This window comes from bacterium, from assembly GCA_024226335.1.
GTDB lineage: Bacteria > Myxococcota_A > UBA9160 > SZUA-336 > SZUA-336 > JAAELY01.
The window spans coordinates 1-19428 of record JAAELY010000194.1 but is presented as its reverse complement, the minus strand read 5'-3'; the positions used below and the strand labels follow the sequence as shown (position 1 = coordinate 19428).

Genomic DNA, 19428 nt, shown 5'->3' with positions numbered 1-19428 from the left:
GTAGATGCCTTCGGCTCTGAGCAGCTTCACGACCGAGGAGTGGTGCCAACGGGACACGATCTGCAAGACGGAGCGCTTCCTGGGACAGTCGGGATGCTGGAAGACGACCTGATAACCGTACATGCTGTTTCTCCTCATCGAGTGACGCAGGGGAGTTTTGCACGGACCGTACCAACCCTCTAAGGGGCCGAAACGGGCGTTTCGGGTCGGAAGCGAGGCGGGAAACATCCACCGTGTAACCCGGACTTCCACGACCTGCGATCGAATTGCTTCCCAACTGCGTTCGCGCTGCAGATCGGCAACGTCCGGGCACTACGGGACAGCGAACCTGCACGTGCACTACTCTCCGGTAGTGCAATCCTCAAAACGATTTCCCCTGCCCGAAGCCGATCCTTGTCCCTTCTGCGGTTACGTAGAGCTCGGAGTTGCAAGTGATGGCAGACGCGCAGAGATCATCGTGGAGCGCAGGCTGACCCTCAGCTTGATGGATGCGAGACCCATGCAGCCGGGGCACGTGCTGGTCATTACCAAACGGCACGCGCCTACCCTATTGGACTTGCGAGCGGATGAAGCGCAGGAAGTGATCGAGCACACTCTCGAGATCTCGAAAGCCCTGGCTCGCACGCTCGATGCGGATGGAATCAACGCCTTCCAGAACAACGGACTCTCGGCCGGGCAGTCGGTTCCGCACTACCACATGCACGTCGTACCCCGGCACACCGATGATGGTGCGAAGTTCGGCCCGGCCAGGCTCCGCGTCGCCGCACCCCGGGCCGAACTGAGCGCGCTCGCCACGCGAATCCGCGCGGCACTACCCGGGCAGAGCTCCACCTCCTGAGGTCGAACTTGCGGAGCGGAAACCGAGCGACGCGATGGAGTCGGGCCTGACCGGCTATGCTAGCGATCCGTCCGGGAAGCCCCGAACGGACTCAGAACGCCCACGCCAAGAAAGGACCCTCCCGTGAACTTCCCACGCGAAAAGCTACTCGACATCTACCGGCAGATGCGCACGATCCGGCGTTTCGAAGAAAAACTGGTGGAACTGGTCACCGCGGGAAAACTCGCCGGTTTCCTGCACCTCTACGCGGGACAGGAGGCGGTCGCTGTGGGGGTGTGCAATCAGCTCGACAACCGCGACATCGTCAACTCCACCCACCGCGGTCACGGCCACTGCATCGCGAAGGGCGTCGAGGTCAAGGGCATGATGGCCGAACTGTTCGGCAAGTCCACGGGCACGTGCAAGGGCAAGGGTGGTTCGATGCACATCGCCGATCTGGACTGCGGCATGCTCGGAGCCAATGGAATCGTCGGCGCGGGGATCCCGCTCACTGCAGGTGCGGCGTTGACTGCGCAGGTCAAGCAGACAGGTGGCGTTGCGGTGGGCTTTTTCGGCGACGGGGCCACCAACCAGGGCGCCTTCCACGAGGCGCTCAATATGGCTTCGATCTGGAAACTGCCCGCGGTCTTCATCCTGGAGAACAACCTGTATGGGGAAGCCACTCCGGTGGAGTTCGTGACCGGTGTGCGAGACCTCGCCGAACGCGCAGGCTCCTATGGCATGCCGAGTGCGATCGCAGACGGCATGGACTTCTTCGATGTATACGAAAAATCCGCGGAAGCCATCGAGCGCGCACGCAACGGCGAAGGACCCACGCTGCTCGAATGCAAGACCTACCGCTATATGGGGCATTACGTGGGCGACCCGGAGACCTATCGCACCAAGGAAGAAACCGAGGAGTGGCGGCAGAACCGGGATGCCATCGATCGCTTTGAAAAAGACGTGACCGAAATCAGCACTCTGGAATCCGGCGATCTGCGCAAGATCGACGCAGAGATCGAGGAACTTCTCGACAGCGCCGTCGCCGAAGCCGAAGCGGCCCCCTATCCGAACCCCGAAGACGTCCTTGCCGACGTCTACGTGACCCCATGAACCCGACTGAAAACGGAGTCGAGCAGATGTCCCGCACCCTGAGCTTTGCAAATGCCATCAATGAAGCCCTCCACGCCGCGATGCGATCCGATCCCGACGTGATCGTGATGGGCGAGGACGTCGCCGGTGGTGGCGGACGGGCCGAGGAAGGCATTGAAGATGCGTGGGGCGGCATCATGGGTGTGACTCGGGGGCTGATCACGGCCTTTGGTCCCGAACGCGTTCGCGATACACCGATCAGTGAGACGGCCATCCTCGGGGCGGCTGTGGGCGCCGCGGCGACGGGGCTTCGGCCCGTCGCCGAACTGATGTTCATGGACTTCATCGGCGTAGCCCTGGATCCGCTGCTCAATCAGGCTGCCAAACTGCGCTACATGTTCGGAGGCAAGGTCCGAGTCCCGCTCACCGTGAGAACGTCGATGGGCGCCGGTGCCCGGGCCGCGGCCCAGCACTCCCAGACCCTGTACGGCATCACCGCCGGAATTCCCGGTCTGAAAACCGTTTGCCCGTCCAATCCCTACGACGCCAAAGGTCTTCTGCTCGCATCGATTCGCGCGGACGACCCGGTGATCTTCTGTGAGCAGAAATCGCTGATGTTCTCGATGGGCGAAGTTCCGGAAGACGACTACGAGATCCCCCTGGGCAAGGCCGCGACCGTGCGCGAGGGAAGTGATGTTTCACTGATCGCGGTCGGTCGTACGGTCCCCACCGCAATTGAAGCCGCGACGGCGCTGGCGGCTGAAGGTGTTTCGGCCGAGGTCGTCGATCTACGCAGTCTCGCACCGCTGGACGAAGACGCGATTCTCGCGACCCTCGAAAAGACGGGCCGACTGGTGGTCGTCGACGAGGCGACACCGCGTTGCGGGATCGCTAGCGACGTAGCTGCGCTATGCGTGGACCGAGGCTTCGACTTTCTCGACGCGCCGGTCAAGAAGGTGACGGCCCCTCACACGCCCGTACCGTTTAGTCCGGTGCTCGAAGATATCTTCATCCCCGGACCGGAGCAGGTGATCGCCGCGGTTCGCGAGTTGATCTAGTGCCGACACCCATCGTGATGCCGAAGCTCGGAATGAGCATGCAGGAGGGTACGGTCATCGCGTGGCCGATCGCGCTTGGGGGGCGTGTCGAAAAAGGTGAGATCGTTCTGACAATCGAGTCCGAGAAGGCAGAGGTCGAGATCGAGGCCACGGATTCGGGCTTTTTCCGGCACGTCTACGTCGAAGTCGATGAGGTCGTGCCCTGCGGAACACTGCTGGGAGCGCTGACCGAGAGCGCGGACGAAGAGTTCGATGTGGAGGCTTTCCTGGCCAGCCGAGCTGTCCCTACTTCGAAAGTACCGCTGGCCGGCGCGGAAGACCTGGCCAGGGATACGGCACCTCGACGACCCGTCCAGACGCGCGCCGGTCCGACCGCGACACCCGCGGCCCGACGCATGGCTCGCGAACGAGACCTGGATCTAGACGAGATCCCGGGTAGCGGACCGAATGGCCGCATCACCCGAGAAGACGTCGAAGCGTATTCGGAGCGTCGCGAGTTGCTGGTCGAAGCGACCGGAGGCATCTGCCTTGAAGTCCCGACACAGGGGCCGGAAGATGGCGAGCCAGTTCTTCTCCTGCCGGGCTTTGGAAGCGATGTTTCGGCGTTCGCACACCAGATACCGGCGTTGGCCGAGGAGTATCGTGTTCGCGGCGTGAACCCCCGCGGTGTCGGGCTTTCCGACGCTCCCGAAGCCGAGTGCTACCGGGTCGCAGACGCAGCGAACGACGCCGCTGCACTGAGCGAAGCGCCCAGCCACGTGATCGGCACCAGCCTGGGAGCGGCCGCAGCGCTGGAACTCGCACTCGAGCAGCCCGAACGAGTTCGTTCACTCACCCTGATCGCGCCGCTCGTGCGCGCCGAAGCGCGTCTGCTCGCGGTGCTGGACGCCTGGTGCGAGCTGAGCGCGCAGCTTCCGCCGTCATCCCTGGCGCTCGCTCTCTTGCCGTTCCTTTTCTCGAACGCATTTCTAGCCGATGCCACGCGGCGAAAACGAATCCTGCGCGGCCTCTCCCAGAGTGTTGCTCGAGTACCGGTCGCTAGTCTGGAACGCTGGGCGGGTGGGTTGCGCGAGTGGTCCGGCTCGCGCGAGAACCAACTGGCCGAGATTTCGGTCCCGACATTGGTCCTGGTTGCCGGGGAAGACTTGCTCACACCCGGAGGCGAGGCCGTAGCTGCGGCCATCCCCGGTGCCCAGTGCGTGATCGTGCCAGACACCGGCCACGCACTCATGCTCGAAGCTCCCGACGTGCTCAATGAAGCGCTATTCGCGCACCTGCACGCGATCGACGAGCGCGAGGAATAGCTGTTTCTCGAAATTTCTTTGCGCACTCTCCTCATCGCGTCCGACCCGCGTATGATTCACTCGTGCCAGTAGAACCTCCCAGACAGAAGCACTCGCAACCCATCGCGGTCCACGGACCCAGTGGTCGAGAATTCGCGTGCAGCCCGGCCGGTGTGGCGGCATTCATCGTCGACGACCTCGATCGGGTCCTCATCCTGTCGAGCCCACCCAAGCGAGGAAGAACGGGTACCTGGGAGGTCGTAAGTGGTGGAGTCGAGGCGGGAGAAACGCTGCTCGAAGCCGCGATGCGGGAAGTGCGCGAGGAAGCCGGAACGGACCTGCGCGTGCGCCCGCTCGGCGTGATACACGGCTACTCCTTTCCGTTCGACGAGACGGTTGAATGGATGATCAGCATCGCATTCCTGTTCGCCTGCGACGGCGGCACGGTTCGCCCGGGCGATGACGTCGCCGACTCACAGGCTCGATGGATCTCACCCGAAGAGATCGAGCGGGGCGAGGTCGAGATCATCATCCCGGGAAACCAGAACTGGTTGTTCCGTCACGCCGTCGAGAGTCGAAGACTTCTCGAGCCGCGCGGCCCGGTTCGCCTGCAGCCGGAGCGCGACTCAAAATATTGAGCGGGAGGGCGCCCCGTCAGCCGCTCTTCAGCACCGGCACGAGTTCAGCACTGCTGGCGAAAATCGGGTCGCATAGCGGAGCGAGTTCATCAAAGAAGGTGCTCGGATCAATCACTTGCTCGGGAGTGAAGACTCCGGGATTCGAGATGACGCCACGCGCGAGCAGGTCTGCGCCGATGGCCAATGGGACACCCGTCGCACCGGCCATGCCCGTGGCGGGAGCACCGAGCACGAATGTTCCGACGCGTGCCTCCCGGCCACCTGAGCGACCTTGCGCGAGTGCAAACAGCGGAGGAAGTCCCGTGCCGGGCAGATCCGATGAACCGGCCTCTAACGCCGCGCGGACGGAGTCTCCGGAAAGAAGCAGACGCGCGGCATCTTCTTCGCTCAAGCTGCCCGCGTCGATCTGAGCTCCGAGCTGGCGCAGCATATCGGCCTGCCAGCGCTCGATGACCATCACATTGACGCACTCCCGAAGGCCAGGGAAAATCCGCGGCAAGGTAACGGCCTCGGGATGGCCGACCGAGTAGACTTCGGCCTTGCCGATCTGCGGAAAGTCGATCTCGATGGCCTCGACCGGCGGGACATCGCGAAACTCGCGCTCGCGCAGCACGCGGATCCTGCCCGAACACTGGTGCATCCAATGGACCACGGCGGCCGACGGCGCTTGTACCTCTTCTTCACTTTGTTGCGCCAGGGAGTCCGTTCCGCCGACGCCCCAGCCCGTGATCAGCGAGTCGAGTTCATCGAGTTCGGCTGCGGCGTGCGCGGCGAGCAGATTCGAGACACCCGGGCTCGCACCCATTCCGATGATCGCAGTGACTCCAGCGGTCCGAGCTTCGTCAGCGAGTGCGAGCATGTCGATGGTGGGTTCCCAGTCGTCGTTGATGTCGAGGTAGTGCGTCCTGGCTGCGATCGCGGCGCGCAGGATCGGTACTCCAAAGCGGTAGAACGGACCGACCGTGTTCAGGACTACATCGGCCGGCTCGAGCAGCCCGGTAAGTGCAACGGCGTCAGTAACATCGACGGAAATAGCCCTGGCCTTCGGGCCGAGTTCCGCGGCCACACGCTCGGCTCCATCCATGCTGTAGTCAGCAATCACCAGTTCATCGACGTGATCAAAGCTCGCGACCGTTTGCGCGGCACGGCGCCCCATGGCTCCCGCTGCCCCAAGTGCAACAACTCGCATTCTGACTCCTTTTCGCGTCTGCGCGCGCTCCGTGCGAAGACTCGGTGTTCAGGAATTCGGTAGCTCGCGGAAGAATCCCTCGAGCAGGGGCGGGACAGGAGTCGGTTGCCCCTTGCGAAACTGCAGCGTACAAACATCGCAGCCCAGGCCTTTGGTCTGACTCGCGTCGAGACCCATTCCGAGGTGCCGGCTGTAGGTCACGTCGAAGAAGTTGCAGTACGGCCCGAGTTCTTTGACGTCGAGTTCCCGATAGAGTTTGTGGACTGCACACTCTTCGAACACCAGGGAGATTCCGTCTTCCCGTTCGCGAACCTCCCAGACGAAATCCGCGGGATGTCGACGCAGTTGCGAGCGCCGGGCCGCACGCGTCAGATAGCTGCGCACGGGCCAGGCAAAGGCGAAACGGCCGGCCAGGCGGCGTACGAAACCAGGCATGGAAGCAAAGACCTCATCCGCCACCTCGATCAGGACGCGAATGGCCTCCTCGGCCTGAGAGCCGCGATCCAAGAACGCCCAGTACAGCGCAATGATCCAGCCATTGACCTCGATCACCGGCGTGAAGGGATTCGCGAGTCCTCCTATGTACGGAAGATCCGGCAACAAACCTTCGAAGCGTTTTCGGGCGTCGGCCAGCACCTGACGCGCGAACTCCGGTTCGTGGCGCTTCTCCATGTGAGCCTGTGCACGGCGGGCGAACCAGTCGAATCGGCGCAGGAGCTTTCCGCTCTGTCGCTGGTAGTAGTCGCTACCCTGCCCGGTCGCCATGTTTGCCTCCCTCCTTTTCGAACCCCGGCAACGGATTCTAACCTGTTTCCCCGAATAACGGGGCACATTCGGCGCTCTTGCCGCATCGACGAGATCTGCGAGCCACACGGAAAGAAGCCGAGGCACGGCTCGACCTGCGCCTGTAGATGGGCGACTCTCGACGCTGTGATGAGTTCGCTGGTCCGCCACGAAAACCCATGAGCGCGATGGACGAAAGAACACGTGCCACGGTTCCCGAGCGCATCCGGAACGCGGGCGGACTTGCACCCGGTGTGGCGCGAAGTGTTTCGAAGGCCACAGGTATGCCTGAGGCTGCGGTTCACGGTGTGGCGAGTTTCTACAGCTTGCTAGCTCGGCCGCAGATGAGTATTCGCGTGTGCACCGGCGTCTCCTGCCGGCTCGCCGGAGCCGATGCGTTGCTGGAAACCGCGCGGGCGGAAGGCCTGCCCGCAGAGGCGTGCTCCTGCCTTGCGGCCTGCGATGCGGCTCCCGCCGTCCTGAAGGATCGCCGTGTTCTGCCACAGGTGGAACTCGCCGATCTACGCGCGACCCAGGGCGATTGGCGCAATCTGGAGGTGCAAGGCACCCAGCGCGACGGACAGTGGCTGGGCGAAATCGGCCAGACGGAACAAGAACGGATGGGTCCGGTCTTCAACCTCGCGGGAGTACCCGACTGGAGCGCGTCGTCGCTGCAGCGAGCGCGCGAACTGGGTGCGGAAAATGTGCTTTCCGCCCTCGAAGAAGCCGGGCTTCAGGGACGCGGCGGGGCCGGTTTTCCAGCACACCGAAAATGGCGCGGAATGCGCGTCCAACCCGAAACGACGCGTTACCTGGTGCTCAACGCAGATGAGAGCGAGCCCGGAACCTTCAAAGATCGCGAACTCCTTCTGCGTCGGCCCGATCTCGTGCTCGAGGGACTCGCCATCGCCGCGCTCTGTGTCGAGGCCAGCGATGTCTATCTATACCTGCGGGGAGAATTCGAGTTGCCGCAACGCATCCTCGAAGACGCATTGACTCGGTTTCGCGGAGCTTCCGACTCTATCGGGCTGCGTTTCCACCTCCATGGCGGGCACGGCGGTTACATCTGCGGTGAGGAAACGGCCCTTCTCGAAGCTCTCGAAGGCAAGCGAGGTATGCCGCGTCAACGACCGCCTCTGCCCATCGAGCGGGGCTTGTTCGGCAAGCCCACACTGGTCCACAACGTCGAGACGCTCGCGTGCGTTCCCTTCATCGTTCGCGAGGGCGGAGCCGCCTTCCGAGCCCAGGGCAGAACCGGCCCGGGGACGAAGCTGTATTCCGTCAGTGGCCACGTCGAACGGCCGGGCGTCTACGAACTCCCACTCGGCATCTGTCTGGACGAACTCGTCGCTGCCGCTGGAGGCTACCGGGGCGAACTGCGCGCTTTCATCCCCGGTGGTGCGGCGTCTGGGCTGCTTCCCGCAGAGCAACGCGTCCGGCCTCTCGACTTCGAGAGCCTGAAGCAGGCGGGTAGCGCTCTGGGTTCGGCCGGGGTGGTCGTTTTGAATCGGGACGTAGATCTCGCTGAAGTCGTGCGAGACCAGTTGCGCTTTTTCGAAGCCGAGAGCTGTGGCCAGTGCGCACCCTGCCGCATCGGAACGCACTACCTGCGCGAAGCCTGGGACCGATTCATGGACGGCGACGCCGCGGCGCTGACCCACGTCGAAGACGCGAGCTGGCAGATGAACGAGGGCTCGATCTGCGGCCTGGGCCAGACTGCAGCGTTGCCCCTGACCAGCGTACTGCGCCACTTCGAAGGAGATCTGAGCGGCGATGAGTAAGAACGTGCTGTCCCTCGACGGACGCGAAGTGGCCTTCGAGCCCGGCGAGACGCTCCTCCAGGTCGCACGCCGTGAAGGCACGGAAATCCCGACGTTATGCCACGATCCACGCCTCCAGCCAGCTGGAGCGTGCCGATCTTGTCTGGTCGAGATCGAAGGCGAGAAGCGCCTCGTAGCTTCATGCATGGCGCGCGCCACCGCGGGTGCGGTCATCTCGAGCAATAGCGCGCGAGTGGAGCGCCACCGACGCACGCTCTTCGCACTCTACCTGACCGACCACCCCGAGACGAAAGGCGAAAGCGAAAACGAGCTTCTGCAACTAGCACAACGCTACGGCGCACCGCAGGATTGGGGACGTTTGTCGAATCGTCGCGCCTCGCGCGAACAAGATCGCAATCCGTACATCCACTTCGACGCCGCCCGTTGCATCCTGTGTTCCCGTTGCACACGGTATTGCGACGAGGTCGAGGGAGTCTCCGCAATCGGACTCGTCTCTCGCGGACCGGAAACCAGCATCTCCACGGCCGACGAACTCTCGTTGCTCGACACGACCTGCGAGCTATGCGGGGGATGCGTCGACGTCTGTCCGACGGGTGCCCTGCGAGAGAAGCTCCCCGATCAAGAAGCGCGCGCACCGGATCTCGAGAGCGTGCGCACGACCTGCGGCTATTGCGGCGTCGGCTGCCAACTCGACCTACTCGTCGATCGATCCGCCCGTGACGGCCGGGGACAGGTCGTCCGGATCGGGAACCCGCCTCCGGGCACGACCACAAACGACGGAAACCTGTGCGTGAAGGGGCGCTTCGGCTATGACTCGATCGACCACGGGGATCGACTCAGGTTTCCCTTGATACGAGGCGAGGACGGCGAACTCCGGCGGGCAAGCTGGGAAGAAGCGTTGGAGCGTGTGGCTGACGGGTTGCGCGGAGTGGAGAGCCGTCACGGGGCCGGTGGCCTGGGTTTCGTCAGTTCCTCGCGCTGCACCGGTGAGGAAAACTACCTGGTTCAGAAGTTGGCGCGCGCCGTATTCGGCAGCCACAACGTGCACCAGTGCGCAGCCACCTGACACGCGCCAACGGTGGCCGGTCTGGTCACCACCTTCGGCGCCGGCGCCATGACGAACCCGATCAGCGATATCCGCGACGCTGACTTCCTGTTCCTGATCGGGACCAACACCAGTGAGGCGCACCCGATCATCGCAATGGAAATGAAGCGTGCTGTAGGAAGAGGTGCAACCCTCGTTGTCGCGGATCCCCGGGCGATCTGGATGACGGAGATCGCGGAACGCCACCTGCAACTGACGCCGGGGAGCGACGTCTGGTTGCTCAACGCGCTGGCGCAGGTCATCGTCGAAGAGGATCTGGGCGACGCGGATTTCATCGCCCGGCACACCGAGAATTTTGACGCCGTGCGCGAGGCTGTTGCGACCTATACACCGGAACGTGCGCAGGAAGTCACCGGAATACCGGCAGAAGACATCCGCTGGGTTGCACGCCGCTACGCGCAGACGGAAAAGGCGGCAATCTTCTACACCTTGGGCGTCACCGAACACACCCACGGAACCGACAACGTCTACGCCCTGGCGAATCTCGTACTGATGACCGGGCACCTGGGTCGACCCTCGACGGGACTGAATCCCCTGCGCGGCCAGTGCAATGTTCAAGGAGCCAATGACGCGGGAGCCACGCCAGTCTTCTTCCCCGGCTACCAACGGGTCGACGATCCCGAAGCCCGCGCGAAGTTCGAGCGTGCGTGGGGACGTTCTCTGCCTGCCGATCCGGGATTGAATTTGAACGAGATGATGAAGCTCGTCGGAACGCAGATCCGAGGTTTGTTCATCATGGGCGAAGACATCCTGGTTTCGGAACCGAATCTCTCGCGACTCGAAGAAGGCATGAACCGACTGGAGTTTCTGGCGATTCAAGAACCGTTCCTGAACGAAACTTCGCGCTACGCCGACGTGATTCTTCCCAGTGCGGTGTACGCGGAAAAGGACGGCGTATTCACCAATAGCGAGCGTCGGGTACAACGTGTGCGCAAAGCCGTTGAGCCACCGGGCGAAGCCCGCGCCGACTGGAAGATCCTGATCGACCTGGCGAACGCCTGCGGGGCTTCCTGGGCGTACTCTACCCCTGCGGAAATCTTCGCTGAGATGGTGGGGTTGGCACCGCGGTTTTCCGGCATTCGCTACGAGCGTCTCGAAGGAAGGGGCACGGGTGGCCTGACTGGCCTTCAATGGCCCTGCCCCGAAGACGGCCATCCCGGTACGAGTTTTCTGCACGAGGGGGGCATCCTGAGGGGACGAGGCCTGTTCCAGGCCGTTCACTACCGACCGCCCGCAGAACTGCCCGACGACGACTACGCGCTGCTTCTGTCCACCGGTCGAACGCTCTACCACTACAACGCCGCGACACAAACACGCCGCGAACCGGGGCTTCACGCAAAGCAACCCGAAGCCTTCGTGGAGATCCACCCACGCGACGCCGAGCGACGCAATATCCAGACCGGGGATCGGGTTGAAGTTCGAACCCGGCGCGGGGCCATCGCGTTGCGAGCCATCCGCTCGCGACAGGTAAAGCCGGGCTGTATCTGGATACCGCTGCACTTCAGCGAAGCGCTGGCGAATCGCCTGACCGTCGACGAGGGTGATACGGTCACCGGTACAGCGGAGTACAAAGTGTGCGCCGCCGAGGTCATCCGACTGGAAGCGGGACCCGAGGGGTCGATCTTTCCAGGCAGCGACTACAGCGAGAACGGGCCGCCGCGCTCGCGGGGCGTTCGGATTCCGAGATCGTGATACGCTGCAGGTCTGTCGAGGTCTGAACGGATTCCATGAAGAGTCGTGATTTTGTCGTCGTCGGTGCCGGAATCGCCGGATCCTCAGTAGCCTACGAGCTTCAAGGCCACGGCTCCACCGTAGTTCTTGAACGGGAATCTCTACCGGGCCATCACACGACAGGTCGCTCGGCGGCCTTTCTGGTCGAAAGTTACGGCAGCGCCGCGGTCGGTCGCTTGACGCGGGCCGGACGGCACTTTCTCGAAGAACCGCCCGAGGGCTTTACCGAACATCCCGTCGTGACGCCGCGGCCCATTCTGTGGATCGGCCGTGAAGATCAACGAGAGAGTCTGGAAGAAGCGCTCAGGAGCGGACGTGAGGTAGGAACCGATCTGCGCAAACTCGATTGTGCAGACGCACGCGCGCTGTGCCCGGTACTCCGCGAAGAATATGTCGCTTCGGCTGTATGCGAGCCGGGCGCCTTGCACATCGACGTGGCGGGCCTACTCGATGCGTTCTTGCGCGGGTTCCGCGACCGGGGCGGTGAACTAGCAACGAAGGCGGGTGTCGAACGGATCTCGAGGGACGGCGACGGCTGGGAGATCCGCGCAGGAGGCCAGACCTACAGCACTGCAGTCGTCATCAACGCGGCAGGCGCATGGTGCGACGAGATCGCGCTGCTCGCCGGTGCGCGCCCCCTCGATCTTCGCCCGTTGCGGCGCACGGCCATCACTTTCGACCCGCCCCAGGGTTGCGAAATCCGCGCGTGGCCCTGTGTAATCGACGCTGACGAGGACTTCTACCTGAAGCCCGAGGGAGGTCAACTGCTGGCGTCGCCCTGCGATGAGACACCGTCGGAACCTTGCGACGCCGGTCCAGAAGACTATGAGGTGGCACTCGCCGCAGATCGCGTACAACGCGCCACGAGACTCGAGATCCGGCACATCCGACGCCGCTGGGCTGGGCTGCGAACCTTCGCGGCAGATCGTTCACCTGTCATTGGAATGGACCCCGAACGCAAAGGATTCTTCTGGCTCGCCGGTCAGGGAGGCTTCGGCATCATGACGTCTCCGGCGGCCGCGCGGGCAGCGGCGGGTCTGATCACGACGGGATCACTTCCCGAAGACCTGCGGCGATCGGGCCTCACCGAGAAACAGCTCTCGCCCGCTCGGCTGCTCTCGTAAGAAGAGTTCAGGAGAGCTGAAGCGTCGCTTTCTCACCCCACCTGTGACGCCCGATACCGGGTTCGCTTCCCTGAATTCGACGGCAAGTGCAACGTCTTGCGGCATACAGGGCGTTGACATCTGCCGACAATGACGGGCTTCGAAATGACGACGGGAACCGTTGCGCTCGGTAGCGACACGCAGCTCGCATGCGACATTTCAACTCAGCAGCTGAGACGCGATGAGGCATGGAGTCCACGGAAACGCCCGCTCACGCTCTCATTTTCTGGCACGAGTCTTGCGCACACCCTGCGCGCGGATAAATTTGTCGAAGGGGGTGCAACCATGAACCATGACGCGATCCGACGAAGCCTGCCCATGTGTGGCCAGGCGATGGCCTTCATACTCGCAGTAATTCTACTCGCTCCGGCAACACTGGCCTGGGCTCACGACCCGCCAAGTAAAGACGGGGATCCCATCGGCAATATCCTGAACGGAGCCAAGCCGACACTCGACGTCCGAGCTCGTTACGAATTCGGAAAGCAGACGAATGTGGAGCAGTCCAACGCCACGACGATTCGCGCTCGCGTAGGCGTGTTGTCGCCGGTGTTCAATGGCTTCCAGGCCTTCGCCGAGATGGAGCACACCGAGGCGGCGGACCGCGACGGATATCGGGCGGCCAGCATTCACGGGCCGACCTCGAAAACCGTAATAGCGGACCCGGAATCCACAGAGCTCAACCGAATGTGGATTTCCTACAAGGGCTTCGACACCACGGCGAAGCTGGGACGGCAGCGAATCAAGCTCAATAATCTCCGCTTCGTAGGAAACGTCGGCTGGCGCCAGAACGAGCAGACCTACGACGCCCTGCGGATCGTCAACAACAGCATCGAGAATCTCACCCTCGATTACTCCTACGTCATCAACGTTCTCCGGATTTTCGGAGACGACGATGGTGCCGCGGCGCATGACGATTTCGACTCACGATCCCACTTTGCCAATGCCACCTACAAGCTCGGCGCGAATCACAAACTGGGTGCCTACGCGTACTTCATGGATCTTCGCAATACCGGCGGCAACAACAACAGCAACAACACCTGGGGCGTCCATCTGGGAGGCAAACTCCCTGTCAGTGACGACCTGAGCCTCGGTTACTACGGAGAGTACGCCAAGCAAAAGGATGCAGATGGCAGCACTCTGAGCTACCGCGCTGACTATTGGCACGGGAAGGTATCCGCGACCTTTGGCAAGAAGTACACGGTCGGAGTCGGCTATGAGTCACTCGGTGCCGAAGATGGAGACGCCTTCCGCACACCGCTGGCAACTCTTCACAAGTGGAACGGCTTCGCTGACGTGTTCCTCAGCACCCCGATGGAGGGCCTGAACGACGCGTATGCGTTCGTGTCGATGCCACTGCCGTGCAAGATGACCTTCAAGGCCTTCTACCACGACTTCTCACAGGAAGACAGTCGCGGCGATACTGGGCATGAGTACGATCTGGTATTGGTCAAGCAGCTCCCCTGGAAGATCAAGGCACTGGCCAAGTACGCGCGCTACACCTCGGAAGTGCCGAACGCCGTAGGCGACACGCGGGCCCTAGCATCGGACTGGACACGAGTCACCTTCCAGCTCGAGTACAAGTACTAGCAAGATGCAGGCTCGCCCGAACATCCGTTCGGGCGGGCCACTTCTATTCGAGATCGAGGCGCGTGAGCGCGTCGATATCCGCAGAAACGGCCCGGCCTCGAAATACCGAGGTCGGGCCGTAACTGCAGGTACACCGCATTCGGATCGCGCCGATCACGGGGCGATACCGGGAGGAAAAGATGCTGGTCCGGGACTACATGACGTCCGAGGTTATCTACGCGAACCTGACCGATGGCTTGCGCCAGACTTTCTATCGCATGCGCGAGCGCGGAATCCGCCACATGCCGGTGTTCGACGATCGGGAAGAACTGGTCGGGATCATCAGCGATCGCGACCTGCGCCGGCCCGACTGGGTAGATAACGAGGAAAACGTCGCCCACTACTACATCCTCGACAATCGATCGAAAGTCGAAGACGCGATGAAAAAGAACGTGTCCACCATCAAAGCCGAGGATCCCATCGAGGCTGCCGTCGGTATTCTGCTAGAACGACGCTTCGGCGCTCTACCCGTCCTCGACGAAGCGGGTAAGTGCGTCGGCGTAATCTCGGCCATCGACGCACTACGCGCCTTTCGCGACTCACTGTCCAGCTGATCGGAGTTTCCCGACGGCCGTCGCCACAGTCGACGCGAGCGACTTCGGTGACTACCGAGATCGCTCATCGCTCCCGCAAACGAAACCCCTCTTCTTCTGCGTTTTCGACGATCAAATCCGCCGCCTCGTCGGGCCGATGAGTAGCCAGATAACGCACCTCATTGGTGTGATGGGCCTGCTCCCAGGCCTGCCTACCGGACTCTCCGTCCCGGCGGATCGCCCGTTCAACCGCAGCCTCGGGCGCAACCTGGATCCAGATGGCCAGGTTGTAGTACGCGCGGATACTCCGATGAAGAGCGTAACAGCCCTCCACCAGAACATTCCCTCCTGGCTGGATGCGAGTTTCGCTTCCCGATTCTGAAAGCGGCCACCAGGACGTCGTGGCAAACCGTGCCTCCCGCCCATCCCGGAGCGGGAGGAGAGCTTCTCGAACGAAGCGCTCCAGATCTACGCGCGTCTGACAGCCCAGTGGGTGAAGCGCGTGCTTCTCAGGTGTGCAAGGGAATTCATCGAGCTTGAGAACCTTGAACGAAGGCTCCAAGGCAACGAGAGAGTTGACCAGTGTGGATTTTCCCGATCCTCCGAGTCCGTCGATGGCGACGAATCGAGTGGAAGACACTTCTTGTGTTGCGGTGATCGCCGCTGCGATCTCGGCGACGCCCTGGTCTCGTGACGAATCTCTCAAACGTCCATCCATCCGATCAACCGGTTCTTGAGTCCTGCAATCCGTGGGCCTCGATGTGCAGCGCGATGGCCATCCTATCCCTGCTTAGCCTATTGAAGGCCAAGCCCTCGCTCGCGATCACCCGCAGAGTAAAGCACCAACCCCCTTGTGGGCTTTGAAAACGCTCCGCTTCTCGATACTTGACAGGCCGGCATCGCGGGGGGGATCCTGCCAGGATGTCTGTACTTCTTGGCACGTTACTGGGATTGAGTCTCGTCGTTTTTCCGCTCAGCGCATTCGCCGATCCCTGCGGCGACGTCGATGTCGACAGCGATGTGGATCTGGTTGACATCACTACGTTTCAGAGCGCTCTTGCCGATCCGAACGGAGCCGGTCTTTCGGCCGCGGGCACCGGCAACTGCACCGTGATCGGCAGCCCGAGACCCTGCGACATTCTGGACGTGGCCGTGCTCAAGCGCCACCTGAACGCCTCCCCTCTGGGACCGGGCCTTTCGCCAACCTGCTCGTCATCCCTTGCCGGTTGCGAGGTACTCAACGCGACCGAGTGCCTGATGCCCTACCCGTCCACTCATTACCTGACACCCGCTGCGACTGCGACCGGCTTCAAGCTGGCCCTCACCGACGCCGGGATGCCGGAATTGAACGTCAACTCACTGCCCACGACGGCCTTCAACGAACTCGACGGCTTCAGCCCGACGAGCCAGATCTTGATGCACTTCCCGCAGGGAGTGGATCTCGCACTTTCGGGGGCCTCCCGGCTGGCGCCCGCCGTACTGCCCGGCCCGCCCTGGGTCGATTCGCGCACGTATGACGGATCGTCTCTGGATCCAAACAGTCCGTCGGTACTGATCGATGCGGGCACCGGCGAGCGCATCCTCCACTTCCTGGAACCGGACGCCCGCGCGGCCGGTAGTCCATCGAGACAGGCACTGGTCATGCGCCCGGGCAAGAGCCTGACACCGGGTAGCCGCTACATCGTGGCCATGCGCAACCTGACGGCGACGGGCGGTGGAGCCGTTACCGCCGAGAATCCGTTCCAGAAGCTACGTGACAGTGTAGTCACGGGCGATTCGTCGATCGAAGATCGCCGAGCCTACTTCGACGCCAGCATTTTCCCGGTACTGACCGCAGACGGCATCACACGATCGGAACTCGTGCTTGCGTTCGACTTCATCGTACAGAGCGAAGACCAGTTGACCCGCCAGATGCTGGCCATGCGCGATGACGCCTACGCCTATGTCGCGACCATCGAAGCAGACCCCAACGCACTCGGATTCACAGTCGATCCGAATTCGGTCGTGACCAATAACTGCGCCACGCCCGGAACCGTGGTCTGGCGGCGCATCGACGGCACGTTCGAGAGTCCTTTGTATCTGACCGCCGCACCCGGCAATGGAAACGTGGCTCAACACAGCGTCGATCCCAATGACATTCCCGTGCGAAACGGTCTTCACGACGCCGTGTTTTCGATCTCGATTCCCTGCGCTTCGCTCGACCCCAACTCACCCACCGTGCGACCCATGATCCTGGGCCACGGCCTATTCGGTACCGGCGAGAGCATGATGGGAATTCCGGAGGCCGCAGGAAGCGTCACGGACTGGAATTACATCGCGGGCGCGACCGACTGGCGAGGCTTGTCGAGCCCCGACCTGCTCTGGGTGGCGTTTAGCGTCATCGGCATGAACGTGAGCAATATGCATAACTTCCGGACCTTCCCCGACCGATTGCGGCAGGGGATGCTGAACACCTTGGTGCTCGCACGCTTGATGAAACTGGGCATCTTCAACCGGCACACAGATTTCCAGACACCCTCGCTGGTGGGCGTGTTCCCCGGCCCGAGTGAACCCGAGTACTACTACGGCATCAGCCTGGGCGGGATCATGGGCACGTTCATGGCCGCGTTGACACCCGACATCGAAAAGTTCGGTGTCGATGTTCCAGCCATCAATTTTGCGTGTCTGCTACAACGTTCGACACAGTTCGGCCTGGCCGGTGGCGGCCTTCCACTTTCGTTCGAAAGCCTGCTCGTTTCAATCGGCCTCACGGATCCAATGGAGACGATCCTCGGCCAGGAACTGCTCCACGAACTCTGGGTGAGCGCAGAACCCGCCGGTTACGCCACCCACATCACGAGCGATCCACTAGCCGGTAGCATCGCCAAGAAGATGCTCGTAACACCGGCCTGGCTCGACAAGCAGGTGTCAAATACGTGCACCGAGGCGATGGCGCGCACGCTCGGAATCGGCAGTCACGAATCCTCGCTCCAACAGGGTCTGGAACAAATCCCGGATCTCGTCGGAGATCAGGACTCGGCACTGATCATGTGGGATACGGGTTCGTTCGACCTGTTCGACCCAAACCACGCGGCAGATATTCCGCCTCTGGCGAACCAGGTTCCGACCAATACCTGCGATCCGCACGGGTATCGTCCGCGCATTCCAGCTTCGACCCTGCAGTTGACCACGTTCATGCAGCCGGGCGGACAGATCGAGAATTTCTGCGTGGGCCTCTGCGATGCAGTCGATCTCGTCGAGTTGCCCGACGGTGATCCCAACTCCCTCTGCACCCCCTGACTAGTAGAAGGCGATCACCTGACGCTCGGTTTCGGAGATAGGGACAAAATCCCGCCCGAGAACTCCGGGCTCGATTTCCATCATATGCACCGCGCCCCAGGGAATGACCGCCCGCTCGTACTCGCCAAGCGCCTCGTCGAGTTTCTCGAGCAAGTGTCGATTCCGGATTTCCAATACGTCGTGCCAGATCATTTCGATCGCTTCGGACTCCCCGGCTACGCGGCCGTATCCGAGCAATGCTTCGATCGCTTCTTCTCGGGTCTCGCTCTGCAGGACGCGACCGATCGCATTCAAGATGTCGATCGTTGAACTCGAAAACTCAGCGACATCCACATCGGCCCCGATGACCGAGGGTCCGCCCTCGACTTCGAAACTCGATTGCTCCGTCAGATTGACGGCCTCTGCGAGACGCCCGTAGTTGAAGTCTCCCAGCAGATCCGTTTCATCCCGGACTCCCTCGGCCAGAACGACGGTATCGCCGACAGGAAGTGCTTCGAGCACCTCGCGATAGAAACCTTCCCGGGCGATATGCATCATTCCGATCAAATGAACCCGCTGATCGGCGCGTTCGTAGACCCGCTCCAGCGAATACAGGCCGTCGAGACGCAACTGCATGAAACCCGCCGTGAAATGATCGAGCGTCGAAACCGCGCTGAAGAATGTGTAGCTGGCTAGAATCAGGGGGACGAATAGCGTAGACAGAGCCCCGTACGCGATCAGGTGCCCCCAGCGAAACGCGGGGCCACGGCCCTCTAGCCAGGCCTCGGTCACCTGGTACACACCGGTCTTAGCCTTCAGCCAGGCGAAGATCAGCACGGAGAGCACCAGAGCCAGCAGGTTGACGATTCCGGCCACAGTGGGCCAGGTGGCGTACAAGGGCAACGGCATGAGGCCCAGTACCTCCCAGGCGTACAAGCCACATACCGACAAGAGGATCCGCTTCGGAAGCCGTGGAAGAAAGACCATCAGTACGAACATCAAACCAGCCCAGGGGATCAAAGCGAACATGAGCAGCGAGAGTGGGACGATCAGAAAGTGTAGGCCTGTCACTTGAAAGAGCGCGAGGTCGACGACCGACAGCAACGCATCGATTGCGAACAAATATAGAAATGCTGTCGTCAGTCCGGCCATATTGATTTGGTTTCCTGTTTCACTCTAATAGGCGATCGCCACGACGATCGAGTCGGGCGACGCACTGAAACCCAGTCAATACATAGGCGTCCGGCACCCACAGACTGAACATACCGAGCCCTAGGGAATCTTCGCACAGGGAGGAATCGAGCGAGAAGCGGGAGTCGCCGCCTGAGCAAGAAGCGTGATCCGATCGCAGATCCGTAGATCTGCAGAGGG

The 19428-nt window shown here is 62.1% G+C and carries 16 protein-coding genes; 12 read left to right on the top strand and 4 right to left on the bottom strand.

Translation table 11 applies throughout. The features are described 5' to 3' along the window. The first annotated feature begins 457 nt into the window (after window positions 1–457). The 5 genes from GY725_10020 to GY725_10000 all read left to right on the top strand — a co-directional run bounded on the left by GY725_10020 (window position 458) and on the right by GY725_10000 (window position 4888). A complete protein-coding gene (locus tag GY725_10020) occupies window positions 458–838 on the top strand; it encodes an HIT family protein (GenBank protein MCP4004519.1) in 381 nt (126 codons plus the stop codon). Between the two features lie 165 nt (window positions 839–1003). Continuing rightward, entirely contained in the window at window positions 1004–1930 is a 927-nt protein-coding gene (locus GY725_10015) for a thiamine pyrophosphate-dependent dehydrogenase E1 component subunit alpha (protein ID MCP4004518.1), read from the top strand. 26 nt (window positions 1931–1956) lie between these two features. After that, window positions 1957–2967 carry an alpha-ketoacid dehydrogenase subunit beta gene (locus tag GY725_10010; GenBank protein ID MCP4004517.1) on the top strand — a complete coding sequence of 337 codons (1011 nt, stop codon included), beginning with the start codon at window positions 1957–1959 and terminating at the stop codon, window positions 2965–2967. Beyond that, complete coding sequence (locus tag GY725_10005) at window positions 2967–4271, top strand: alpha/beta fold hydrolase (GenBank protein MCP4004516.1); 1305 nt, start codon at window positions 2967–2969, stop codon at window positions 4269–4271. Before GY725_10010 ends, GY725_10005 begins: the two co-directional genes overlap by 1 nt. A gap of 62 nt (window positions 4272–4333) precedes the next feature. Beyond that, on the top strand, window positions 4334–4888 hold the full coding sequence (locus GY725_10000) for an NUDIX hydrolase (protein ID MCP4004515.1): 555 nt from the start codon (window positions 4334–4336) through the stop codon (window positions 4886–4888). A 16-nt stretch (window positions 4889–4904) separates the two neighbouring features. Here the strand turns inward: GY725_10000 and GY725_09995 are convergent, their stop codons facing one another. After that, window positions 4905–6077 carry a saccharopine dehydrogenase gene (locus tag GY725_09995; GenBank protein MCP4004514.1) on the bottom strand — a complete coding sequence of 391 codons (1173 nt, stop codon included), beginning with the start codon at window positions 6075–6077 and terminating at the stop codon, window positions 4905–4907. A gap of 48 nt (window positions 6078–6125) precedes the next feature. After that, window positions 6126–6842: an L-2-amino-thiazoline-4-carboxylic acid hydrolase gene (locus GY725_09990; protein ID MCP4004513.1), complete on the bottom strand. Its 717-nt coding sequence runs from the start codon at window positions 6840–6842 to the stop codon at window positions 6126–6128. A 197-nt stretch (window positions 6843–7039) separates the two neighbouring features. Here GY725_09990 and GY725_09985 point away from each other — a divergent pair, with 197 nt between their 5' ends. From GY725_09985 to GY725_09960, 6 genes are all read left to right on the top strand, one after another. Beyond that, on the top strand, window positions 7040–8641 hold the full coding sequence (locus GY725_09985) for an NADH-quinone oxidoreductase subunit F (protein ID MCP4004512.1): 1602 nt from the start codon (window positions 7040–7042) through the stop codon (window positions 8639–8641). Continuing rightward, window positions 8634–9707 carry a 2Fe-2S iron-sulfur cluster binding domain-containing protein gene (locus GY725_09980; GenBank protein MCP4004511.1) on the top strand — a complete coding sequence of 358 codons (1074 nt, stop codon included), beginning with the start codon at window positions 8634–8636 and terminating at the stop codon, window positions 9705–9707. Before GY725_09985 ends, GY725_09980 begins: the two co-directional genes overlap by 8 nt. Window positions 9708–9719: 12 nt before the next feature. After that, on the top strand, window positions 9720–11438 hold the full coding sequence (locus tag GY725_09975) for a molybdopterin-dependent oxidoreductase (GenBank protein MCP4004510.1): 1719 nt from the start codon (window positions 9720–9722) through the stop codon (window positions 11436–11438). A 35-nt stretch (window positions 11439–11473) separates the two neighbouring features. Then, window positions 11474–12601, top strand: a complete 1128-nt coding sequence (locus GY725_09970; protein MCP4004509.1) for an FAD-binding oxidoreductase — start codon at window positions 11474–11476, stop codon at window positions 12599–12601. 324 nt (window positions 12602–12925) lie between these two features. Continuing rightward, a complete protein-coding gene (locus GY725_09965; protein ID MCP4004508.1) occupies window positions 12926–14227 on the top strand; it encodes an alginate export family protein in 1302 nt (433 codons plus the stop codon). Window positions 14228–14406: 179 nt separating this feature from the next. Next, the gene (locus tag GY725_09960; protein MCP4004507.1) at window positions 14407–14820 is read left to right on the top strand and encodes a CBS domain-containing protein; all 414 of its coding nucleotides are present in this window, start codon (window positions 14407–14409) and stop codon (window positions 14818–14820) included. A 64-nt stretch (window positions 14821–14884) separates the two neighbouring features. On the opposite strand, the gene GY725_09955 is transcribed toward GY725_09960, so the two are convergent. Continuing rightward, a complete protein-coding gene (locus tag GY725_09955; protein MCP4004506.1) occupies window positions 14885–15505 on the bottom strand; it encodes a hypothetical protein in 621 nt (206 codons plus the stop codon). A gap of 215 nt (window positions 15506–15720) precedes the next feature. Here GY725_09955 and GY725_09950 point away from each other — a divergent pair, with 215 nt between their 5' ends. Then, complete coding sequence (locus GY725_09950; GenBank protein MCP4004505.1) at window positions 15721–18078, top strand: hypothetical protein; 2358 nt, start codon at window positions 15721–15723, stop codon at window positions 18076–18078. On the opposite strand, the gene GY725_09945 is transcribed toward GY725_09950, so the two are convergent. Further along, window positions 18079–19209 (bottom strand): hypothetical protein, encoded by a 1131-nt coding sequence (locus tag GY725_09945; protein ID MCP4004504.1) that lies wholly within the window; start codon window positions 19207–19209, stop codon window positions 18079–18081. It abuts the gene before it with no gap. Between the last annotated feature and the right edge of the window lie 219 nt (window positions 19210–19428).

Bases quoted from the DNA above. Each gene is read 5' to 3' on its own strand.
- GY725_09965 (MCP4004508.1), top strand. From the start codon at position 12,926: ATGAACCATGACGCGATCCGACGAAGCCTGCCCATGTGTGGCCAGGCG.
- GY725_09995 (MCP4004514.1), bottom strand. From the start codon at position 6,077: ATGCGAGTTGTTGCACTTGGGGCAGCGGGAGCCATGGGGCGCCGTGCC.
- GY725_09950 (MCP4004505.1), top strand. From the start codon at position 15,721: ATGTCTGTACTTCTTGGCACGTTACTGGGATTGAGTCTCGTCGTTTTT.
- GY725_10010 (MCP4004517.1), top strand. From the start codon at position 1,957: ATGTCCCGCACCCTGAGCTTTGCAAATGCCATCAATGAAGCCCTCCAC.
- GY725_09945 (MCP4004504.1), bottom strand. From the start codon at position 19,209: ATGGCCGGACTGACGACAGCATTTCTATATTTGTTCGCAATCGATGCG.
- GY725_09985 (MCP4004512.1), top strand. From the start codon at position 7,040: ATGAGCGCGATGGACGAAAGAACACGTGCCACGGTTCCCGAGCGCATC.
- GY725_09960 (MCP4004507.1), top strand. From the start codon at position 14,407: ATGCTGGTCCGGGACTACATGACGTCCGAGGTTATCTACGCGAACCTG.
- GY725_10015 (MCP4004518.1), top strand. From the start codon at position 1,004: ATGCGCACGATCCGGCGTTTCGAAGAAAAACTGGTGGAACTGGTCACC.
- GY725_09980 (MCP4004511.1), top strand. From the start codon at position 8,634: ATGAGTAAGAACGTGCTGTCCCTCGACGGACGCGAAGTGGCCTTCGAG.
- GY725_09990 (MCP4004513.1), bottom strand. From the start codon at position 6,842: ATGGCGACCGGGCAGGGTAGCGACTACTACCAGCGACAGAGCGGAAAG.
- GY725_09970 (MCP4004509.1), top strand. From the start codon at position 11,474: ATGAAGAGTCGTGATTTTGTCGTCGTCGGTGCCGGAATCGCCGGATCC.